General features: G+C 46.9%; 15 protein-coding genes. 4 read left to right on the top strand and 11 right to left on the bottom strand.

All coding sequences use genetic code 11. The features are described 5' to 3' along the window. Positions 1-167 precede the first annotated feature (167 nt). Positions 168-1,463: a YeaH/YhbH family protein gene (locus MY523_RS01245; protein WP_250656994.1), complete on the bottom strand. Its 1,296-nt coding sequence runs from the start codon at positions 1,461-1,463 to the stop codon at positions 168-170. A 103-nt stretch (positions 1,464-1,566) separates the two neighbouring features. After that, positions 1,567-3,489 (bottom strand): PrkA family serine protein kinase, encoded by a 1,923-nt coding sequence (locus tag MY523_RS01250; RefSeq protein ID WP_250656995.1) that lies wholly within the window; start codon positions 3,487-3,489, stop codon positions 1,567-1,569. A gap of 304 nt (positions 3,490-3,793) precedes the next feature. Between MY523_RS01250 and MY523_RS01255 the strand changes: the two genes are divergently transcribed. The 4 genes from MY523_RS01255 to MY523_RS01270 all read left to right on the top strand — a co-directional run bounded on the left by MY523_RS01255 (position 3,794) and on the right by MY523_RS01270 (position 9,517). Further along, entirely contained in the window at positions 3,794-4,780 is a 987-nt protein-coding gene (locus MY523_RS01255; protein ID WP_250656996.1) for a D-2-hydroxyacid dehydrogenase, read from the top strand. A 21-nt stretch (positions 4,781-4,801) separates the two neighbouring features. Continuing rightward, positions 4,802-5,221, top strand: a complete 420-nt coding sequence (locus MY523_RS01260; RefSeq protein WP_250656997.1) for a secondary thiamine-phosphate synthase enzyme YjbQ — start codon at positions 4,802-4,804, stop codon at positions 5,219-5,221. A 112-nt stretch (positions 5,222-5,333) separates the two neighbouring features. After that, positions 5,334-8,174 (top strand): response regulator, encoded by a 2,841-nt coding sequence (locus tag MY523_RS01265; RefSeq protein ID WP_250656998.1) that lies wholly within the window; start codon positions 5,334-5,336, stop codon positions 8,172-8,174. Positions 8,175-8,206: 32 nt separating this feature from the next. Next, the gene (locus tag MY523_RS01270) at positions 8,207-9,517 is read left to right on the top strand and encodes a YhjD/YihY/BrkB family envelope integrity protein (protein WP_250656999.1); all 1,311 of its coding nucleotides are present in this window, start codon (positions 8,207-8,209) and stop codon (positions 9,515-9,517) included. A 44-nt stretch (positions 9,518-9,561) separates the two neighbouring features. Here the strand turns inward: MY523_RS01270 and MY523_RS01275 are convergent, their stop codons facing one another. From MY523_RS01275 to MY523_RS01315, 9 genes are all read right to left on the bottom strand, one after another. Then, entirely contained in the window at positions 9,562-9,771 is a 210-nt protein-coding gene (locus MY523_RS01275; protein WP_250657000.1) for a hypothetical protein, read from the bottom strand. A 301-nt stretch (positions 9,772-10,072) separates the two neighbouring features. Next, a complete protein-coding gene (locus MY523_RS01280) occupies positions 10,073-11,299 on the bottom strand; it encodes a DUF445 domain-containing protein (protein ID WP_250657001.1) in 1,227 nt (408 codons plus the stop codon). A gap of 580 nt (positions 11,300-11,879) precedes the next feature. Then, the gene (locus tag MY523_RS01285; protein WP_250657002.1) at positions 11,880-15,107 is read right to left on the bottom strand and encodes an efflux RND transporter permease subunit; all 3,228 of its coding nucleotides are present in this window, start codon (positions 15,105-15,107) and stop codon (positions 11,880-11,882) included. Next, positions 15,104-16,366, bottom strand: coding sequence for an efflux RND transporter periplasmic adaptor subunit (locus MY523_RS01290; RefSeq protein WP_250657003.1), 1,263 nt, complete (start codon positions 16,364-16,366; stop codon positions 15,104-15,106). Before MY523_RS01290 ends, MY523_RS01285 begins: the two co-directional genes overlap by 4 nt. 154 nt (positions 16,367-16,520) lie before the next feature. Then, positions 16,521-17,255 carry a 16S rRNA (uracil(1498)-N(3))-methyltransferase gene (locus MY523_RS01295; protein WP_250657004.1) on the bottom strand — a complete coding sequence of 245 codons (735 nt, stop codon included), beginning with the start codon at positions 17,253-17,255 and terminating at the stop codon, positions 16,521-16,523. A 158-nt stretch (positions 17,256-17,413) separates the two neighbouring features. Beyond that, positions 17,414-18,283 carry a methylenetetrahydrofolate reductase [NAD(P)H] gene (metF, locus tag MY523_RS01300; RefSeq protein ID WP_250657005.1) on the bottom strand — a complete coding sequence of 290 codons (870 nt, stop codon included), beginning with the start codon at positions 18,281-18,283 and terminating at the stop codon, positions 17,414-17,416. Between the two features lie 94 nt (positions 18,284-18,377). After that, a complete protein-coding gene (ahcY, locus tag MY523_RS01305; RefSeq protein ID WP_250657006.1) occupies positions 18,378-19,775 on the bottom strand; it encodes an adenosylhomocysteinase in 1,398 nt (465 codons plus the stop codon). Between the two features lie 166 nt (positions 19,776-19,941). Further along, a complete protein-coding gene (gene metK, locus MY523_RS01310) occupies positions 19,942-21,102 on the bottom strand; it encodes a methionine adenosyltransferase (protein WP_250657007.1) in 1,161 nt (386 codons plus the stop codon). Between the two features lie 148 nt (positions 21,103-21,250). Beyond that, positions 21,251-22,276 carry an ArsR/SmtB family transcription factor gene (locus tag MY523_RS01315; RefSeq protein WP_250657008.1) on the bottom strand — a complete coding sequence of 342 codons (1,026 nt, stop codon included), beginning with the start codon at positions 22,274-22,276 and terminating at the stop codon, positions 21,251-21,253. Positions 22,277-22,355 lie beyond the last annotated feature (79 nt).

Raw genomic sequence — 22,355 nt, forward strand, 5'->3', positions numbered from 1 at the left:
CATGGTCAATCACTACTTAAGTATAGCTTATGACTGTTTTGAAAACGGAAAATAGAACTGACACCTTTTGTAGGTTTAATGGTTACACTAAGTGTCGAAAGGCCTTGGTCATTCCATATTGGCGCTGTTTCTGGTCTTTCTCAGCGTTCACAAAAACTCCCTCAGCCTCAGGCATTTTTCTTCTGAAACAGTTTGCGAAAAACGGGGTAGATATCGCCGGAATCGACAATCTGTTGCATCGCAAAACTGTCTTCAAATTGACCGCTGAGCTTTTCATATTCGTGCCACAGCATTTGATGCTCGTGTGGGGTTATTTCGATATACGAATAGTACTGCACCATCGGCAGTATTTTTTCACTGAGTAGTTTGCCGCATAACGGAGAGTCATCGTTCCAGTTATCGCCGTCTGAGGCTTGAGCGGCATAGATATTCCAATCGCTGGCAGGGTAGCGTTGCTCCATTACTTCGTTCATTAGCTTTAGTGCGCTGGATACTATGGTGCCCCCGGTTTCGCGTGAATAGAAGAACTCCTCCTCATCGACTTCTTTCGCACTGGTATGGTGGCGTATAAAGACCACATCAATTTTCTGATAGTTTCGCCTTAAAAACATATAGAGAAGAATAAAAAAGCGTTTGGCGATATCTTTGTGCATCTGGCTCATTGACCCGGATACATCCATCAGGCAGAACATAACGGCGCTGGTGGTGGGAATAGGTTGTTTAATATGTTGATTAAACTTGAGGTCAAACTCGTCTATCCAGGGGATTTTTTTGACCCGCTCTTTCAATCGTTGGATTTCATCTTTTAAACTTTTAATTAGGTCCTTGTTGCTGAACGCCGGGTCTTTAACCTCCGGTGCGGACTCTAACTCTTCGAGTTTTCTTTCGAGTTTGCGAATGGCTTCGCGAGACTTGCCTGTGAGGGCAATACGGCGAGCGTAGGCACCTCTTAAGGAGCGCACAATATTGATCTTGGCGGGTACGCCTTTGTTTGAGAAACCCGCTCTGACGTATTTATATGAGGTGGTATCTTTAAGCTGTTTTTTGATCAGGTTGGGCAGTTCCAAGTCTTCGAACATAAAGTCCAAAAACTCTTCCTGAGAGATATTGAAAACAAACTCATCCATGCCTTCGCCGGAGTCACTGGCCTGCCCGGAACCACTGCCAGCACCCGTCCCGGAAGGCGGTCTGGGGAGTGTATCGCCTGCTACGAACTCTTTGTTGCCGGGGTGAATCGCTTCACGCTTGCCGCCCTGGCCATGCCGGAATACAGGCTCAGCAATATCCTTGGCGGGGATGCTGACGCTTTCACCCCGTTCAATATCGGTAATACTGCGCTTATCAATCGCGTCTGACACGGCCTTCTTGATATGGTGACGATAGCGTTTAAGAAAGCGTTCACGGTTAACTGCGCTCTTATTTTTACCGTTAAGGCGGCGATCGATAACATGGGTTATCCCCATAGTTTACCTCCGGTTTTTGACCTCCAACTACAGTACATGTGTCGGCTTGGCTGTATGTCTGTGATATACCGCCGACACGCTGCCTATATTGCCAGGCTCGCGTCTACTGTGACTTGCGTACTCTGAGATACCATTCTGCCAAAAGGCGAACCTGTTTCTCGGTATAGCCCCTGTCTATCATCCGATCGACAAACTCCTCATGCTTGGTTTTGTCTTCATTAGACGCTTTAGCATTGAATGATATAACGGGGAGTAGATCCTCTGTATTGGAGAACATTTTTTTCTCGATCACGGTTCTCAGTTTCTCATAGCTTAACCAGGAGGGGTTGTTACCTGAATTGTTGGCCCTCGCTCTAAGTACAAAGTTGACAATCTCATTTCTGAAATCTTTTGGATTGCTGATGCCAGCTGGTTTTTCAATTTTTTCCAGCTCTTCATTGATTGACGCACGATTCAGAATCTCACCGGTTTCGGGGTCTCTGTATTCCTGATCCTGAATCCAGAAGTCGGCGTAGGTAACGTAGCGGTCAAAAATATTCTGACCATATTCAGAGTATGATTCGAGATACGCGGTTTGAATCTCTTTCCCGATAAACTCGACATAGTGCGGAGCCAGGTACTCTTTGATATAACGAAGATAGCGTTCTGAAACTTCTGGTGGAAATTGCTCTTGCTCAATCTGCTTCTCAAGCACATACAGCAGGTGAACAGGGTTGGCGGCAATTTCTGTGGTGTCAAAGTTAAATACTTTCGAGAGTATCTTGAACGCAAAGCGGGTTGATAACCCCTCCATGCCTTCGTTGACGCCCGCCGCGTCTTTGTATTCCTGAATAGATTTGGCCTTTGGGTCGGTGTCTTTAATATTCTGCCCGTCATAGACTTTCATTTTGGAGAATACGCTGGAATTCTCCGGTTCATTGAGTCTTGAAAGCACCGAGAACTGGCCCAGCATTGCCAGCGTGTCAGGGGCGCAATGAGCATTCGATAATGAGCTGTTTTTCAACAGTTTGTCGTATATCTTGATCTCTTCGGTGACCCTGAGGCAGTAGGGCACTTTGACGATATAGATTCGATCAAGAAACGCTTCATTGTTTTTGTTGTTTCTGAATGACTGCCATTCAGACTCATTCGAGTGAGCCAGTATAATGCCTTCAAACGGCACTGAGCTCATACCCTCAGTGGTGTTGTAGTTGCCTTCTTGAGTCGCTGTGAGTAGCGGGTGAAGTACCTTGATAGGCGCTTTAAACATCTCTACAAATTCCATCAGCCCCTGGTTAGCCCGGCATAAGCCGCCACTAAAACTGTAGGCATCCGGGTCATCTTGAGGGTACTCTTCCAGCATCCTGATATTTACTTTGCCGACCAGAGAGGATATATCCTGGTTATTTTCGTCTCCGGGTTCTGTCTTGGATATCGCGACCTGGTCTAAAATTGAAGGCCAGAGTTTTACGACCCGAAACTGACTGATATCACCATTGTATTCATGCAGGCGTTTGACGGCCCAGGGCGACATAATGGAATTCAGATAACGGCGGGGGATACCGTATTCATCTTCCAGAATCGGGCCATCTTCTTCAGCATCGAACAGAGCCAATGGAGACTCCTGAACAGGGGAGCCTTTAATGGCATAAAAAGGGATCTTCTGCATCAGCTGCTTTAGTTTTTCTGCGAGCGATGATTTACCGCCACCAACTGGCCCCAGCAGGTAAAGAATTTGTTTCTTCTCTTCAAGGCCTTGAGCCGCGTGTTTGAAGAACGAAACCATCTGTTCAACACACTCTTCCATGCCGAAGAAGTCATCGAACTCCTGATAACGTTTGATTATTTTGTTTGAGAAAATACGGCTGAGACGGGGGTCTTTGGAGGTATCGACAAGCTCTGGCTCACCGATAGCGAGCAGTATACGCTCTGCGGCCGTTGCATACGCGGAAGGGTCATCTTTGCAGACTTTTAAATACTCTTCGAGTGTATACTCTTCTTGCTGTGTCGACTCGTACCGCGACTGGAAGTGGTTAAAAATACTCATAAAGCCCCCTGGAATATTACCCCAATTTACACAATGCTTTCCTCTGTACTTTCTTTAATGAAACGTCCTTTCAATGGTACTTTTCTCTAATAAATGTTTTTAGTTTCTCACGTCTCTCAAAACCGCAACCTTGCTGAGCTATACCTAGCTGAACCGTGCTGGCCTGTTAGTAACGGCTCCAGTTTAGAAAGAGATATTCTTATTATAAGGTTAGTCGAGATTTTTAATATTGGACAGAAATGGTAATGTTTAGTTCCTGATATGAGATATAGACTTCACAGTAGAAATCGCGTTAGGAGGTTAAATGAAAGGGGTGATCTTAGATGCAGCCAGCTTAGGTGAGGGTGTATCACTGTCTGGTTTAGGTAAGCACATCGAGTCCATTGAATATTACGATGGAACGCGGCCTGAAGAGGTCGTCAGCCGCATTCAGGGCAAGCAAATTGTTATTGTTAACAAGGTCGTGCTGGGGGAGGCAGAGCTTGCGCAAGCCCCTGATCTAAAACTAATTGCCGTCACTGCAACGGGTACGAACAATATAGATTTGGATGCTGCAAAAAAGCATGACATAAGAGTAGTTAATGTCACTGGTTATGGCAGAGCAACGGTTGTTCAGCACACTTTCTCGTTAATTCTTGCGCTGTCTAATAATTTGATCAACTACGTTGCCGATGTGAGGTCAGGTTTATGGGCAAAAAGTAAAACGTTCTGCTTAATGGATCACCCGATTCGAGAGCTGGAAGGTAAAACGCTGGGTGTAATCGGGTACGGTGAGTTGGGGCAGGGAGTTGCCAAAATGGGCGAAGCGTTTGGCATGAATGTTCTTGTCGGTGCCAGGCAGGGCGCTAGTCGAGACTCGGGAACTGAAAATAAGGCAGAACAAAAAGGCCGTGTTGATCGTGTTTCGCTTGAAACGCTTATACAGACGTCCGATGTGATCTCGTTGCATTGTCTGTTGAGTGCTGAAACGCAAGGTCTTATCGGCAGTCGAGAGTTAGAGATGATGAAACCTGGTGCTATTCTCATTAATACCTCTCGGGGTGGTTTGATTGATGAAACGGCTCTGGCAGATGCGCTCAGGGAGCGACGCATCGCGGGGGCTGCAACCGATGTACTGAGTGAGGAGCCTCCAGTGAATGGCAACCCGCTTTTGGCAGAGGATATTCCAAACCTGATTGTAACCCCTCACTGTGCCTGGGCTAGTCGTGAGGCGAGGCAGCGGCTGATTGATATTACGGCTGAAAATATCAGTCGTTTTGTCGCTAATACCCAAGAGCGGTTTATCGTTTAACCGATCTTAAGTGAGGTTTTTATGTGGTTTCAAAAAGCGCTTTCGTTATCCCCAAAATCGAGAGGGTTTCACCTGGTCACTGATGAGGTTCTAAAGCAGTTGCCAGAAATTAACTCAGTATCGGTGGGTCTATTACATCTTTTTATACAACACACCTCAGCGTCATTGGCGATTTGTGAAAATGCAGACCCGACCGTGAGAAGTGACATGGAAGCGCACTTTAACCACTCGGTTCCAGAAGGTGCGCCCTATTATCGGCATACACTGGAGGGAAGCGACGATATGCCTGCACATATCAAGTCGGTCACGGTGGGGGTAGATCTGATGATTCCCGTCTGTGATGGCAATCTGAAGCTGGGGCTCTGGCAGGGAATATATCTGGGTGAGCACCGAAATTTTGGAGGATCAAGATGCGTTGTTGCAACCCTGCAAGGTGAATAACCGGTTATCAGCCGATAGCAGAGGTTAATGCCTGTTTTTTAAGGGCCTTTCGTTGCAAAAATGACATTTGATTCCTATGCTAAAGGGATGTCTCTTTATAGGTATGTATCGGATGACACCCCCAGTATATTCGTCACTGTTAGCAAAGTTTTTATTGGCCGCAGCACTGCCTCTACTGCTTCTTTTGGTTTTTGCCAATGTTGTTTACGTTTATTTGAAAACAGATGAACTTAGAGATAGGCAATTAGAGGGAGTAAATAACGAAGTTCAACTATTGGCGACCCAGTTATCTATTCCGGTCTGGCAGTTTGATAAAGAGACTGTGGTATCGCTGGTGCAGAGTCTCGGTGAACCCAATTATATTGTTTGTGCAAGGCTTGAAGAATACGAAAGCTACAGTGATGTGGTGAGGCAATCCCATCAGGTGGGCAACTGTAGCGAAGAGGCGCTCAGTGAAATAGGCGCTATTGAGCGGGTTAGCGCAGATGTTACCTATGACTATGATGGCCAACTGGTTAAGACCGGCCTGCTTGAGGCGACACTCGATTTGAGTCAGGTAGGGGACTCGTTAGTCGCGTCGCTCCTTAGCGAACTGATTCTCTTTGTACTTTATGTTGTTATCTTCCTTATTGGTTTTACTGTTGCACTGAAAGCGACGGTGCTTAAACCTTTGCAAATGGTACACACATCTATTTTGTCATATCAGAACTCCGGAAAGCGAGAGCTGGTGGAATGGAGATCAAAAGACGAACTGGGAACGCTGATTGAAGAGTACAATAAAAATCTGGTCGGGATGGATAAAGCTGAACAGGCCTTAAAAGACAAAAATATTGTGTTAGAGGCTGCGAAAAAGGATGCTGAAGAAGCGAGAGATATTGCGGAGCAAACAGCCCGTGCCAAGAGTGAGTTTCTGGCTAATATGAGCCATGAGATACGAACGCCCATGAATGCCATACAGGGGCTGGCAGAAATGTTAAGCCGCACCCGCCTCAATGTAAAACAGGGCGGTTATCTGCACCGAATTAGAAATTCTGCTGACATACTCTTGGCAATCATCAATGATATTCTGGATTTCTCAAAAATCGAAGCAGGCAAGCTAGAACTTGAAAAGGTTGAGTTTTCCCTGGCCGAAACGATAGAGAAAGTGGCTGATGTCGAATCTTTTGTGGCAGGCAATAAGGGCATCGATATCATTGTCAGAATCTCCCAGGATATTCCTGACCGGCTCAAAGGCGATGCCATGCGGTTCAGTCAGGTACTGATCAACCTGATCAGTAATGCCATAAAATTTACCGAAAGCGGAGAAATTACGGTATCGATTGAGCCGGTCAGTCGTAACAACGAAGATATTGTCATCAGAGGTGTGGTTACAGATACCGGCGTGGGCATTGCAGATGACGCATTGAACACATTGTTTGACTCTTTTACTCAAGCGGATGGTTCGACTACCCGACGATTCGGGGGAACGGGGTTAGGGCTTACAATCTGTAAACGGCTTGTTGAGCTAATGAATGGCGAGATCAGTGCCAAAAGCCAGCTAGGAAAAGGAAGTGAATTCTCGTTTACTGCACACTTTTCTGTTATGTCAGATTGGCAAGAGGGTGATAACCCGTTTGAAATGTTGCAAGGCAATGTGCCTGATGTCATGGTTGTTGGAGACAGCCGTTCATGCGATGAGCTGTTTGCTATTTTCAGCAAACAAAAGCTGAATGTTCAGCGGGTGGACTCCGGCGAGGGAGTGATCAGCTTTTTAACCGAACTTTCTGAGGGTGAGAAAAACAATCAGCCGTTACGTCCAGCCAATGCTCCGCTGGTGATCTACATCGATATTAATAATGTCAGGGTGAGCTTTTCTGAAGTCGCAGAGAAAATTTCGCAGCTACAAGACCCGTCCGCATGTAGACTGGTGCCGATATTAACGGTTAGCCAACGGGATAAAATTGAGTCTGAAGAGGAGGGGGCCTATATAGCGGCAGTGTTGACCAAGCCGATTTTGCAACGAAGGGCTTGCCAGTCCCTAATGGATGCGGTGATGTTGCCTCGCGATGAAAGTGGTCATGGACTGTTGCCTGCCACTGAGGAAAGCCTGAGGGGGACGAAAATACTGGTTGTAGAAGACAATCAGGTCAATCAATTGGTGGCTCGCGAAATGCTCGAGTCCGCAGGCGTGATTGTTCGTGTTGCTGATAACGGTGAACAGGCGTTAAACCGGCTGGAAGACAAGTTCATCACTTATGATGCGGTGTTAATGGACGTGCATATGCCGGTGATGGATGGTTATGGCGCAACGAAAGCTATTCGGCAAAAATACGGTGATCGCCTGCCAGTTATTGCGTTAACAGCCAATGCCACAACGGAAGAGAAAAAGCGCTGCCTTGAAATCGGTATGAGTGACTTCCTAACAAAACCAATCGATAGCGAAACGCTTTTTAAAGTCCTTTCGTACTGGGTGCGTCTGAGTAAGGGCAGTGCAAGTTACTCTGAACTCAACCAGGCGCCTCAGGGTGATGGCCTCTCTGATATCGCAGCAAGTGATCGTGCAGTGACAGCCGAGCGCGTTGTGCCCTTGGATGCAGTCTCGACTGACGCGACCATTTCATCTGGCGCAGTGGTATCGATGGACGACCTTGAAACTCGCTTTAAAGCACACCCCACGATTATTCCGCGCATCTTTCAGAGTTTTAAAGAGAGCTTTTGTAATTTTGAAACCGAGTTTATGGATGCGCTGGATGCATCAGATGATGAAACCTTGTATCGTCTGGCTCACTCACTCAAAGGGAGTGCATCAAACATCTCGGCTGAAAGGCTCAGAGAGTTATCTGCAGACCTGGAAGAGATGTTGAAAGAGAACAAGAAAATTGAGGCTTTGGAGTGGTTTCCCTGGGTCGTTGATCATTTAAGTAAAGTCCTTGCCTTCATTGACGACTACCTCAAAAGTGAGGAAGCGAAATAATCGGCATAGCGGATTAAAATACAGGAATGCAAATGAATTTAAACAACAAGTTTGAGCAGGCGGAACGCTGGTTGTTTACAAGCCAAAAAGAATTTAAGGGTATCATGTCATTGCTGCACCGGATAGGCCGCATTTTGTTTGCTGTTATTCGCGATGTGCTAAGTGGTAATTTGACGCTACACGCGATGGGGCTTGTTTATACCACTATGCTTTCAATTGTGCCTCTTTTAGCCCTAAGCTTTTCTGTATTGAAAGCCATGGGTGTGCACAATCAATTAACGCCTCTTCTATATAGTTTCTTTGAGCCAATGGGGCAGCAAGGCGTTAACATCGCAGATAACGTTCTGGGTTTTGTAGACAATATCAAGGTGGGGGTGCTGGGCTCAGTGGGGTTGGTGCTATTAATATATACCGTGATCTCGCTTGTCCAGAAAATAGAACGTTCATTTAACTATATCTGGCGAGTGCCTCAACTGAGGTCTGTGAGCCAGAGGTTTAGTAACTATTTAAGCGTTATTATGGTGGGGCCATTGCTTATGGCGTCGGCAATTGGCGTATCTGCCACGGTGATGAACTCGTCTTTTGTACTTGAGGTCATGCAAATAGAGCCTTTTGGGTTTTTGATAGCCAGTGCCAGCAAGCTGATGCCATTTCTGCTGATTATCACTGCATTTACCTTTGTTTATCTGTTTATGCCGAACACTAAAGTGCATTTCAAAAGCGCGTTAATAGGTGGCATTGTCAGCGGTATTACCTGGCAGATGATTGGTGTGTTGTTCGCCTCGTTTGTCGTTAATTCGGCAAAGTATGAAGCGATCTATTCCGGCTTTGCGATGGGTATCGTGCTCCTGATATGGCTCTATGTGTGCTGGCTGGTTCTTTTATTGGGTTCCAGCATTGCTTATTATGATCAGAACTTTAGTCATATTACACGTAGTTATCAGGTGAAAGTTTCTCCTGAAATCTCTGAACGGCTTGCATTGACCATTATGGAAGAGGTCGCTCGCCGGTATGATCGCTCAGAAAAGCCGATTACCCAGCTTAAGCTGGAGGAGATGTTGCCGGTGCCTCCGGTATTAACTCGGGATGTTTCAGATAAGTTATTGAGACAGTCAATGCTGATGGTCGCGGGAGAGAATGGCGATGCCCTGGTACCCGCAACATCGTTGGACAAGCTTTCCTTGCTTGATGTCGTCAAGGCGGTGCGAGCAGATGAAGAAAATATTGCTATACGGCTGAGGCAGGCCGGTAATCTATCAGAATTCTATGACTCAATCGAACAGGCATTGGAAGCTGAGCTAAAGGGGTTGACGTTACAGCAACTGGTGAGGCCTTCCGCTTAGCCTGACCAGCGTCTTGTTGCTGGTTTGATTATAGTCTTGCGCGCTTACCCGGATAAGCGTGCAAGCATGCTACAACGTTCGTGAATCATAGACTCGTAGGAACGTAGTGTGCCAAAGGAGGGTCTTGTACGCTGGGTTTCTTCAATTTCCAGCTTTTGAATAAGTTGGCTGACTTCCTGTAGTAGCTGCCTTCTAATCTGATTGCGCTTTTTAACTTCTTTTCCCAATCGTATCTGACAGAGTTCGCTTGCCATTTCGCTCTCCTGAGTGCATCCGTTTGAATGTACGGTAATAAAATTTTACAAAAAATCACATTCCAAGGAAAAGTTAAGCTCATCAATGCAGATAAGTCAAAAACTTCGTAATATTTTTATAAAGCTTTTGTAACTTATTATATTTTAATGAGTTTGTTGCGTATTCTTGGCAAGAAGTGCTTGATGGAAAATATAGTTAAGGGAGATGTGTCTTTCCGCTACTAGTGAGAGTAAACAGCCCTGAAACAGGGCTGTTACTACTCAGTGGAGGGTGGATGTCGGGGTAGGCGTTGATGCTAAGCTAAAAGTTAGAACCGAATACAAACACTAGCTGAGCAAGGCCTGCGCCAAACCCTAGCGCGGCACCAATGAGAATGAGCTTAATCTCGTCTTCCTGGAAGCAGGGCCTGAGTAGATCCTGAAACTCCTCTGAGGAGAGGTTTTCCATTCGCGTTCTCATTATGTTTTCTACCGCCTCAGCTCTGTCATTGTTGAAAACGGGGTCAGAAAATGCCTCGGCGGATATTGCAATCGCTTTCTCGCCTACCTGATGCTTAAGGTGCGCAAAGCCCTTGGGGCCAAAGGCGATCTGGGTTAGCGGTTTTGAAATACCCGCAGTATCATCGACAATAGGTTTAATGTGCTTTTTAACCATGTTCTTGGCTCTGTCAGCACTGGGGCCATTAAGTATGGCGTTAATAATGTTACCGATGGTCAGAATTTCGTGGGTGATAATTGCGCAGAAAGAGTGTGCAACAGCCTTTTGTCGCTTCAGAAACAACCCTTGCAGCTCAATGCCCATAACCTTAACCGGGTTAAGGGGACGGAAAATTACGTTCAGTGCGATCCAGTTGGTTGCGTATCCGACGATAAGCCCGGCAACAGGAAGAATCCACCAGTTCTTGAAGAAGTACCAGACAGCCATTTGAACAAGGCCAAATAGAAAGCCGAGCCAGGCACCGGAATTGATGATAAAGCGGAACTCTTTGTCTCCACACTCGAGGAAAATACGATTCAGCAGTACTTTGTCTTCAGACAGCTGGTCGATTACCATGCCCTTGATGTCCAAAAGCTCTTCAATATTGTTAGACAGATCCTCTACCAGATTGTCTACCAGATCGGGCGCACTTTTCCTTACTCGGTCGTAGACCATTTGGCGCATTGGCGTGGGCAGGTTTTCCCAGAATGTTGCGTGCTCTTTCAGCATCAGCTCATCAACATACTCTTCTATCCTTGGTTCTACGGTTTCAATAATATGGGAGGCCAGCACCGTGGGATCAATCTGATCAAATATTTCGCCAACAGTTCCAATTTTCGATATGGTTGCATCAACGCTAATGGCTGCCATCTTACGCGCTTTTGATGGAATGATGCCCTGCCAACCAAGGAGTGGGGGAATACCGATAAACTCTAATGGTAAAAAGGTTAGCTTGATTGCCAGCCAGTTGGTCGTCCAGCCGATGAGTCCGGCAATAAAAGGAATGCTGACGTATTTCCAAAACTCTGGGTTTTGTAATAGTTCCATCATTTATCTACTTCACCTTTTCAAATGCAGAGACCGGTGGGGGCTCGCATTTAATATCAGAGTTATTTAGGTGTCCAGACTATGCAGGACAATAATAAATCGTTCGAGAATAGCTGTTTTCGAATTATATATGGCAGTGTTTGAAAACGAACATTTTAAACTGGTGCGTATTATATCGATGGAAAAGGCATTGAAAAGGCAGCCTGATACTATTTGTAACAAAACACGCATTAGCTCACATTTTGTTCGCTTTTAATGGTTACATTTTGCAGCAATATAAAATGATATTCACAGTTGACAAAATGATCTGATCTCCGCGTCATAAAAAAGTAAAAAAATGTCATATGACAATATTGACATTTATAACATGTTGAATTTAAAGAATAAACGTTCTTGGTCTATTTTTCGGCCAATTTGTCATGAAGCTAGATAAAACAGGGCCAAGCGCGTGTTTCCCAAAAACTATTCACAGAGTTATCCACAGAAAATGTGGGTAACTCTTTAACCCTTTAAAATTATTGATTTTCGCGCCATATTTTAACAATTCTCAGGATTCCCTAGTTAGTTTTACTGCTCTGTTTTTTTATGAGCCGTCATGAATTTCATGTGCCGGCGTTGCTTTGCTGCTAATTAGCTGACGCTGCATAAAGGCTTTACCATCCTCAATTAACGACAGGATAACAGGGATGACTATGAGCACTAACAGTGTAGCGAAAGCGAGCCCGAATGAAATACTTACCGCCATTGGAATGAGGAACTGTGCTTGCAGTGATGTTTCAAACAGAAGCGGGGTTAACCCAGCAATGGTGGTAAGTGAAGTGAGCAGTACCGCGCGAAGTCTCAGGCAGGCGGCATCAATAACTGCTTGCTTAATGGCCAGCCCCTTTTCTCTCAACTCCTGATAGAAAGTCACCAGAATGATTGCATCGTTAATCACAATACCTGAGAGGCCAAAGAAACCAAATAATGAAAGTATGGTGAGGTCTATATTTAGCAACGCATGACCAAATATCGCCCCAGTCAAACCAAATGGGATAGCCACCATAATGGCAAATGGCCAGGTATATGACCCAAATACCCAGGCTAGTATCAGGTAGATAAGAGCCAAGGCGATAAGAGCGCCATTTTTCATATCACTGCCGGTCTCTCTTTGCTCTTCGGCTTTACCTTTCAGGTCTACCTTGAGGCCGTATCGGCTGGCTAGTTCCGGAAAGAATGTTTCCTGCATATCGTCGAGAATGATGTTGGCATTGTTGACGGTGGTATCAACCTCAGAAGTGATATGAATGCCGAGTTGACCATTGGTGTGCCTCAGTAGCTCTAAACCTTTACGGCTGTTTAGATTTACGATATTGCTTAGAGGCGCACTGTTGCCGTTGGAGGTAATGATTGGAAATGTTTCCAGGGTGGCGTAGCTGTCCCGCTCTTCGTCGGGCAGAATTACCCTGACTTCAACTTCCTCGTTGTCATCATAGAATATTTGAATCAACTGGCCGTCAAACGCTGCTCGCAACTGGTTGCCAACATCCGCAACGGTTAAGCCCAGTGAGTGCCCTAGAGGTGTGAGCTCGTAGATAAACTGCTGTTTGCCGTAGGGTAAGTCGTCTTGTACATTATTGACGCCCGCATAACTTTTCAGCTTTTCTTTCACTTCTTCAGCGGCGGCCTTCAGGCGTGCAGGGGCTATACCCGATAAGAATACATCAATATCCTTTCCAGGTGGCCCCCCTTTGGGGCTGGTAACACTGAGTTGCTCGACGCCATCAGGTACATTCATGGCGGCTTCCCATGTGTTCACAAACTCGGTGTTGCTGACCTCGCGAAGATCAGGGGAGGTTAGTTCTGCGTGAACTGATGCATACTGGTCGCCTGAAGAGTAGTTTTGGCCACCATCAAATGTGGCTGTGTTCACTCGGAGTACGCTGTGTACCAGAATATCCTCGTCTGACTTCAGCTGCTGGTTGGTGTGCTGTAACTGCTTTTCCATCTCCATGCCGAAGGCTCGCACTTTCTCCGGTGGCGTGCCCGCTGCAAACTTTACGCTAGCGATGAGTACTTTGTTGTCAGGGGAGGGGAAAAAAGTAAATTGAATCCGGCCGCTGACAATAAGCGATATGGCCAATGCGAGTGCGCAGATGGCAATCATAACGGTCGTGAGCCGATGTTCCATCGCAGCGGTCACTAATGGCCGAAATCGCAGATCCCTGAACTGTTCGAAGCCTTTGTCCAGCTTCATGCGAAATGGCCCTGGTGTTTTATGATGGCTCCGGTGAAAGCTGTGCCGCAGGTGGCCTGGCAGAACTAAAAAGCTCTCGATCAGGGAGGCAATAATCACGCAGATAATCACCAGTGGAATTGCACTCAGAATATTACCAATAATGCCACTGACCATCATCAACGGTAGAAAGGCGGATATCGTGGTTAGTGACGAGGAAACGACGGGCACAAACATTCTGCGTGCGCCTCCTTCAGCCGCCTGAAGCGAGCTTTCGCCGGTGGTGTAGTGGGTAAGCGCGTCTTCACCGACGACGATTGCATCATCAACAATGATCCCTAGCGCCATGATTAACGCAAACAGACTGACCATGTTGATACTGCCGCCAACCAGATATAAGACCGCCAGGGTACCCATAAACGATACGGGAATCCCCCATGCCACCCAAAATGCAACACGGCCATTAAGAAAGATAAACAGGATGCCGATGACCAGTATTAAGCCGCCTAGCCCGTTTTTTAACAGCAGATCGATTCGTTCTTCGACCAGTACATAAGCTTCATTGAAGGCGTGAAGTTCGGTACCTGGCGACAGCTTGGGTTTTGCGCTCTCCAGCCAGTCGTGCAGCACTTCGGCTGACTTCAGCGTATCAGAGTTTTCGGTGCGCATTATCTTCATTAATATCGCGGGGTTTCCCTTATAAAACACCTCGACCTGGCCATCTTTCGAACGCTGGTCTATCTCCGCAATTTCGTCTAATGCTATTCGCTGAGGTGAGCGAGACGTGAGTATTGCAAGCTCTTTGAACTCTTTGTCTGTGCGCCGCTGTTCCAGGCTGCGAAGTTCCCTGGCCACTTCGTTTTTGCCGCTGGTACCTGCTGGTATGTCCTGGCTTTGGTTGGTTATCAGGCGACCTAGCTGAGGCAAAGAGAGCTTCAGGCGCTCAATCGTTTGGGCTGGCACTTGAATGGCAATTTCCTGTTCGGGCAGCCCTGTGAAATTGACTTTTGCGATGCCTTTGGCTAATAACTCTCGCTCAAACTGATAGGCGAGAGGGCGCAGTTCTTCGAGGGAGTTGTCAGACGTCAGGATCAGTGTGGCGACATCCTCATTGCGTACCACTTTAGTGACCTTTGGCTCTTCCGCATCGGAGGGTAGGTTGCGAACCAGGCTGACAAACTCCTTTACCTGATCAAGTGCCAGGCCCATGTCGCTGCCTTCTTCGTATTCTATAATTATGGTGCCAAATCCCCGGCTCGAAACAGATCGCATCTCCTTAACAAAGTCGAGATTTTTGAGTTCCTGTTCCAGCGGTGTTGTAACTGAGCGTGCAATGTCTTCGGCGGTTGCGCCGGGCCATACGACTCTGACGGTAATGTAGTCCAGCGCAAAGTTGGGTAGAAACTGGGTATTTAACCGGCTAAGGCCAATGATGCCGGCCAGCAGCATAATGATCATCAACAGGTTCGCCGCCACCTTGTGTTGGGCAAACCGGCCAATCAAGTCTTGGTGATGAAATGACGATGCGCCTCCAGAAGGAGGCGTGGCAGGTTTGGAAGAACCGGGAATAGCCGTGTCGGGCGTTTTCGAACTCATGATCGAGGCTCCCTGGCTTTAACTTTTAAACCATTGATGGCATTCGGCAGTTGTGTGGTGATGAATGTTGCGCCAGAGCGCAATGGTGTATCCAGAATCAGCCGCTGTTTTCCCGCTTTATCAAAATAGGCGCCTATTATTTCAGCATCTACCGACACAAGCCGTTGATCTTCTATGCTGTAGATGCGGCCGGTGCCGTAAACCGCAGAAATAGGTGCCGTTATCGCTTCATTTATAAGCGGTAAGTTGAGGGTCAATTTGACTGACCCGCCTATGATGAATGGGGGATTCTCGCTGGTCGCTCTGAATAGGCCGTCTACGCCACCTGCTCCCGTGTTTGTTTTGCCTGATAACCGATCCAGGGTAAGAGTGACGGTGTTGCCATAAATTGAAACAGAAGCCTGTAACGGCTTACCTTCTTTTAGTGATGACTGGACGAGGTTGACCGACTTATCAGGTATTTGAGCGCGAACTTCAATCTGACTGCTGTCGTATAGCTCTACAACAGATTCTCCTGGCCTGACGCGACCACCAGGAGATACGCTTACTCGGGTGATTTGTCCATTATAAGGGGCTGTTATTTTGGTTCTTGCTACATCTAGCTGTGCATTTTCTACATTGGCATTTGCCCTGGCGAGCCGGGCCTCAAGCTGATTAAGTCGAGCGCTGTGGTCGGCAATACTCAGCTCGCGACTGTTAACTGATAGTGCTTGCAGCTCCAACTTATTGCTTGAGTTATCAATCAGTTCCTGGGATGTCAGGTTGGACTTTGCCAGTTTCTTTTGCCGCGCTACCGAGCGTTTGGCGATATCCAACAGTGCCTGCTCGCTTTTAAGTGCTGCGAGGTCAGATTGGTAACGGTTTTTTTCAGCGGTGATGGAGGCCTGTAACTCAACTACATCGGCTTGCTTTTGTTGGAGGTTGAGCAATGCCTCGGCATCATCAAGTACGACGAGAATGTCGCCCTTGTTAACATAGGCTCCTTCTTTTGCGGGTACATCAATAACATCTGCATTTATCGCTGCAGACAGTTGCGTAGTATGGGGGGACTCTACAGTTCCCAGCAGCTCTAATTGGGGGTGCACTGGTTGCCTGGTTGCTACTTCAGTGCTCACTGCCCAAGCTTTCTCCTCTTGCTCCTTGGTCGGAGGGACAGGCCGAGATGCCATTAGAAAAAAAATAATGATTACCGTGATAGCAATAATAATTAACGGCAGAAAACGCTTAACTATCGATTTGCTTTTTGGTGCATGTTCCATTTTTATTTTCCTGCTTGGGGTCTGTATAGAGCTTTGCTTTAAATCATGCGGCCTTTTTAGCGCTCATGGCAATAACTTTAGCGCTGATGGCAACAGCGATGTTAACGACTCACATACTAGATGAAAGCGTATAGATGACTGCATGTGCAACTATTTAAGGGTTAAAATCTCCCCATAACCATTGAAGAACAGACAGTACTGCAACAGGGGCCGTTTCTGTCCTAAACACGCGAGGGCCAAAGGTCGAGGCAATAAACTGACAGCCAATTGCGCGCTCAATTTCTGATTCTGTTAACCCGCCTTCAGGCCCAACCAACAGCCTAACACTGTGAGGTTTTTCGATATCAGCGATTTGCTGGGTTGTTCGATGGTGAAGCACCAGGCGGAGGGTCTCTTCCGGCTTGTTGTTAACCCATTCGTCGAGTGGTGAAATAGGGTGAATAATGGGGACAACGGCACGCCCGCACTGCTCTGCGGCGCTGATGGCTATTTGTTGCCACTGTTTTACCCTTTTTTCTTCTCGGTCACCTTTCAATTTCACTTCGCAACGCTCACTGGTGAGCGGAGTTATTTCGGTAGCGCCCAGTTCGGTGCTTTTTTGGATCATGTAGTCCATTCGGTCGCCGCGAGAGATAACCTGGCCGATATGGACTTTAAGTGGCGACTCTGTATTCACCTCCCGGGCGGCTATAACGGAAACCGAGACGTGCTTTTTAGTGACTTCGCTAATGTGCCCCGTGTAGTCTGTTCCGTTCCCGTTAAATAAGGTCAGCTGTTGTCCCGGTTTCATTCTGAGGACTTTTCCCACATGGTTGGAAGCGGAAGGGTCGAGTTCAACAGAACTACCCTCGGCTAATGCCATGGGCGTATAGATTCGCGGTATTCTCATGTTGTTATTACTTAGAATTAGTTTGTCTAACGATATGAATAATAGAAGATAGACTGTACATGATCGTGCGACAAAAAGTGAAGGAAATTTACATGTCACCGCGAAGTAGGGAGGGATGACTGGAACCAGGAGGGCGTTCTCGATTCCAGTCTGCATGGCTAAAATGCAATTTTTTCGTGATTACTTAGATTCAGGTTGTCCCAAATATTTAAGCTTGGCTCGGCCTGGTTGAGCGTGTAGAAATGCAGGCCTGGCGCACCTTCGTCCAGTAGGCGCTCACACATTTCAGTGACCACCTCTTCACCAAACTTCTTGATGCTTTCGATATCGTCACCGTAGGCTTCAAGCTGTTTGCGAATCCAGCGGGGAACCTCTGCTCCGCACATGTCGCTGAACCTGATCAGGTTTGAGTAATTGGTGATAGGCATAATACCCGGCACAATCGGGATATCGATCCCCATTGTTTCAACTCTATCCACAAAATAGAAGTAGGCGTCTACGTTGTAAAAGTACTGAGTAATGGCACTGTTAGCGCCTGCGTCGACTTTACGTTTGAAGTTAATTAAGTCTTGCTCTGCATTAGCCGCCTGGGGGTGAAATTCCGGGTATGCAGCTACTTCGATACTGAAATGATCGCCACTGTGCTTGCGGATAAATTCGACTAGATCATTTGCGTATCGTAACTCTCCATGAGCTCCCATACCCGAAGGCAGGTCGCCACGAAGCGCGACAATACGTTGAATATCATTGGCTTTGTAGAGGTCTAGCAGCTCGGTCAATGTCTCGGTTGTTGCACCAATACATGATAAATGGGGCGCTGTAGAGATACCTTGCTTGTGCAGGTTGATCACTGTATTGATCGTGCGCTCTTGTGTGGAGCCGCCTGCACCATAGGTGACAGAGAAAAAATCGGGTTCACGTTTCGCCAACTCATCACGGACGGTCTGGAGTTTTTCCATGCCTGCTGGTGTTTTTGGCGGGAAAAACTCAAAACTGAAGCGTTGCTTAAATTGTCTTTGCGAATTCATGCTCTAATTCCTTGGGGAGTTTACCCTAATGGCTCTTGGTTAAGCCTGTCATCCCGCCTTCGCGGGAATGACAGCTATTCAGGGTTAATGCTAATTAGTACTTGTAGCTTTCTGGCTTGTATGGGCCATCAACAGGAACGTTGATATAGTTTGCCTGTTCGTTCGTGAGGCGAGTTAAAACACCTCCGAACCCTTCAACCATATCTTTTGCAACTTCTTCGTCCAGCTTCTTCGGCAGTACTTTAACGTATAGGTTGTCAGCTTTTTCATCTTCTGGAAGATCTGCAAATTTTGCTTCCCACAAGTAAATTTGTGCCAGTACCTGGTTTGCAAAAGAACCATCCATAATACGTGATGGGTGGCCTGTTGCGTTGCCAAGGTTAACCAGACGCCCCTCTGAAAGAAGGATCAGGTGGTCGTTGTCTGCTGCATTACGGACAACTTTATGAACCTGTGGCTTAACTTCCTGCCATTCCCAGTTCTCACGCATGTACGCCGTATCGATTTCGTTATCAAAGTGGCCGATGTTACAAACAACCGCACCACTCTTGAGTGACTGAAGCATGTTCTTGTCACACACGTTTGAGTTGCCCGTGGTCGTTACAACAAGATCTGTTTTTTGCAGTAGCTCGGTATTAATAGATGAAAGTGTGCCATCGTTAACGCCATCGATAAACGGAGATACCACTTCAAAGCCGTCCATGCATGCCTGCATTGCACAAATAGGGTCGATCTCTGTTACTTTAACAATCATGCCTTCCTGACTAAGTGAAGCGGCAGAGCCCTTACCCACATCGCCGTAACCAATAACCAGTGCTTTTTTGCCTGATAAAAGGTGGTCAGTACCACGCTTGATTGCGTCATTCAGACTGTGACGGCAGCCATACTTGTTGTCGTTCTTAGACTTTGTGACTGAATCATTTACGTTAATAGCAGGGACTTTCAGCTCGCCTTTTTCAAGCATTTCCAACAAACGGTGAACACCTGTCGTGGTCTCTTCAGAGATGCCGTGGATATCCTTCAGCATGTCAGGGTATTTGTTGTGAGCCATTTCAGTCAGGTCGCCACCGTCATCAAGAATCATGTTGGCGTTCCAGACCTCGGAGCCATCTTTTTCAGACAAAATTGTTTGCTCGATGCACCATAAAAACTCTTCTTCAGTTTCACCTTTCCAGGCAAAAACCGGGATGCCTGCTGCTGCAATTGCTGCTGCTGCGTGATCTTGTGTTGAGAAGATATTACATGAAGACCAGCGAACCTCTGCACCCAAATCTACCAGTGTTTCTATCAGCACGGCTGTTTGGATGGTCATGTGAATACAACCCATGATGCGCGCATCTTTCAATGGTTGTGACGCTTTGTACTTACGGCGAAGCGCCATTAATGCAGGCATTTCGCCTTCTGCAATTTCTATCTCTCTGCGCCCCCAATCGGCCAGTGAAATATCAGCGACTTTATAATCGGTAAATCCTGCTTCAACTGCTGCGTTCATTGTTCTGTTTCCTGTATCTGTTTGTCATCCTCGCGAAGGCGGGGATCCATTGTTTGGTTTGGGCTCCGATCGGTGGATTCCCGCTCACCCCAGGGTGCTATCTCTTGCTTCGCAATTCACCTTGTTCGCGGGAATGACCGGGTATGCCGGTATTGTATCTACTAGACTAAAGACCGGCTGCTGCTTTTAGTGCGGCGGCTTTGTCTGTGCTTTCCCATGTAAATTCTGGCTCGGTGCGTCCAAAGTGTCCGTATGCTGCAGTGGCTCTATAAATGGGGCGACGCAGGTCTAACATGTCGATAATGCCTTGCGGGCGCAGGTCAAAGTGCTCTCGAACCAGACGCTCGATTTTTGCTTCATCGACTTTGTGTGTGCCGAAGGTGTTAATGGAGATAGATGTCGGCTCTGCGACACCGATGGCATATGAAACCTGAATTTCACAACGGTCTGCCAAGCCAGCCGCAACGATATTCTTAGCAACATATCGGCCTGCGTAGGCTGCCGAGCGGTCAACCTTTGATGGGTCTTTTCCTGAGAACGCGCCGCCACCGTGACGAGCCATGCCGCCATAAGTATCAACGATAATCTTACGCCCTGTTAGGCCGCAGTCACCTACTGGCCCGCCAATCACAAAGTTTCCGGTTGGGTTGATGTGGAATAGGGTGTCGCTGTGCAACCACTCAGAAGGCAGTACCGGCTTAACCACTTCTTCCAGAACGGCTTCGCGCAAGTCACCTAAAGAGATGCCTTCGTCATGCTGTGTTGAAAGAACGACGGCATCAACGGCAACAGGTTTGCCGTTTTCATAGCGCAGTGTAACCTGGCTTTTTGCATCTGGGCGTAACCAGGGCAAAATACCTTTTTTCCGCAATTGTGCCTGACGCTCAACCAGTCGGTGAGAGTAATAAATAGGGGCGGGCATCAATACGTCAGTTTCGTTGGTCGCATAACCAAACATTAAGCCCTGATCGCCTGCACCCAAATCTTTATCGCTGCCTTCGTCAACGCCCATTGCGATGTCTGAAGACTGCTTGCCGATAGCATTCAGTACTGCGCAAGATGCCCCGTCGAAGCCTACCTCTGAACTGTTGTAACCGATATCCAGAATGACTTCGCGAACCAGATCTTCCAGATCAATATAAGTGCTGGTACGCACTTCACCGGCAATAACCGCCATGCCCGTTTTTACCATTGTTTCAACGGCAATTCGAGAGTGCTTGTCTTCGGCGATGATTGCATCAACAATGGCATCAGAAATCTGGTCTGCCATTTTATCTGGATGGCCTTCAGAAACGGACTCTGAAGTAAATAAAGAATATTCGCTCATTGTTTTTTCCTTGTGTTAACAGAGGTGTTCTATTAATAATTGTTAGTTTTTAATGCCTTGTTACCGTGCTATCTGTTCTGTACTATTTGTGCAGTACCAAGTTTTTCTCGATGCTGCTTTTTTAATGCTACTTTCTTGAAGCGATGGGCTATCGTTTAATAAACTCTCTAACTTGAATCTGGAATCCATTGCGAAGGCCAATATAGAGGCTTTCACCTTCATCCATGCCTGAATTCCTGGCCCACACTGAAAGTTCCTCACTTTCAAACCCAAGCCACAGGTCGCCACAATTTTCTTTTACCCAGTTTTGGTCGTGATGGCTGAGGTCGCTAATCAGCATGATGCCATTCTTGTTAAGTAGTTTGGCGCAGTCCGCGAAGATATCCGCCGGGCTGGGTATGTGGTGCAACACCATGTTCAGTACGATGGCATCAACTGAAATGTTCTGCTGTAGTGCTTTGCTGCTTTCGCCCAAGACAAACTCAATATTTGATAATTGGTGTGACTCGGCGTGAGCTTTTGCTTTGTTGAGCATCCCTTCGGAGTTATCGACTGCGTAAACCTGGCTAAAACGCGTAGAGAGCTGATTTAAGAATGCGCCTTCCCCAGGGCCAATCTCCATCGCGGTGGATGAGGTTGAAAAGTCATGTGCGTCGATGAGTTCAGCTACTGGCAGTGCATACTGCTCAAAACTGGCGATTAACTCTTGCTGCTCTTTAAATTTGTCTGCGTGCTTAGAGAAAAATGCCTGTGACTGTTCTGCACGCTGCCCTTTTATGAGGTTGATACTGTCAACGGTAGCCGGTGCTACAGCCGTTTGATCAATAATCCCGAATAATGAGTGAATGAGTTCGTCATTAATTTCACCGTCCTGCTTGATTGGGCGGCGATAAAATATTGAATTGCCTTCGCGCTGGGTTTCTACAAGGCCTGCTTTGTGGAGCACTTTTAGGTGGTGACTCATACCTGACTGTCGACAGTCGAATATATTGCATAACTCCATCACACCGAAAGTGTCGCGCTGTAGCACCCGTAATATTTCCAGGCGCAAAGGGTCACCACTGGCCTTTAGGATAGGGGCTATGGAGGACAGGCTCTGCGGTGCAGAGGCTGATTCGCTTACTGCTGTGTTGCTTGCAGATTCTTCTGTTGGGCATGTGAAGTTATTTAACATGTGAGGCAGTCTAGCAGTGGATTTTTTATCATTCAATATCTATATCAAAAAAAATTGATATAGATATTTTGCATTGAGG

The organism is Alkalimarinus coralli, from assembly GCF_023650515.1.
Classification (GTDB): Bacteria; Pseudomonadota; Gammaproteobacteria; order Pseudomonadales; family Oleiphilaceae; genus Alkalimarinus; species Alkalimarinus coralli.

Coding starts and splice junctions, on each gene's coding strand:
- MY523_RS01245 (WP_250656994.1), bottom strand. CDS start 1,463: ATGGGGATAACCCATGTTATCGATCGCCGCCTTAACGGTAAAAATAAG.
- MY523_RS01250 (WP_250656995.1), bottom strand. CDS start 3,489: ATGAGTATTTTTAACCACTTCCAGTCGCGGTACGAGTCGACACAGCAA.
- MY523_RS01255 (WP_250656996.1), top strand. CDS start 3,794: ATGAAAGGGGTGATCTTAGATGCAGCCAGCTTAGGTGAGGGTGTATCA.
- MY523_RS01260 (WP_250656997.1), top strand. CDS start 4,802: ATGTGGTTTCAAAAAGCGCTTTCGTTATCCCCAAAATCGAGAGGGTTT.
- MY523_RS01265 (WP_250656998.1), top strand. CDS start 5,334: ATGACACCCCCAGTATATTCGTCACTGTTAGCAAAGTTTTTATTGGCC.
- MY523_RS01270 (WP_250656999.1), top strand. CDS start 8,207: ATGAATTTAAACAACAAGTTTGAGCAGGCGGAACGCTGGTTGTTTACA.
- MY523_RS01275 (WP_250657000.1), bottom strand. CDS start 9,771: ATGGCAAGCGAACTCTGTCAGATACGATTGGGAAAAGAAGTTAAAAAG.
- MY523_RS01280 (WP_250657001.1), bottom strand. CDS start 11,299: ATGATGGAACTATTACAAAACCCAGAGTTTTGGAAATACGTCAGCATT.
- MY523_RS01285 (WP_250657002.1), bottom strand. CDS start 15,107: ATGAGTTCGAAAACGCCCGACACGGCTATTCCCGGTTCTTCCAAACCT.
- MY523_RS01290 (WP_250657003.1), bottom strand. CDS start 16,366: ATGGAACATGCACCAAAAAGCAAATCGATAGTTAAGCGTTTTCTGCCG.
- MY523_RS01295 (WP_250657004.1), bottom strand. CDS start 17,255: ATGAGAATACCGCGAATCTATACGCCCATGGCATTAGCCGAGGGTAGT.
- metF (WP_250657005.1), bottom strand. CDS start 18,283: ATGAATTCGCAAAGACAATTTAAGCAACGCTTCAGTTTTGAGTTTTTC.
- ahcY (WP_250657006.1), bottom strand. CDS start 19,775: ATGAACGCAGCAGTTGAAGCAGGATTTACCGATTATAAAGTCGCTGAT.
- metK (WP_250657007.1), bottom strand. CDS start 21,102: ATGAGCGAATATTCTTTATTTACTTCAGAGTCCGTTTCTGAAGGCCAT.
- MY523_RS01315 (WP_250657008.1), bottom strand. CDS start 22,276: ATGTTAAATAACTTCACATGCCCAACAGAAGAATCTGCAAGCAACACA.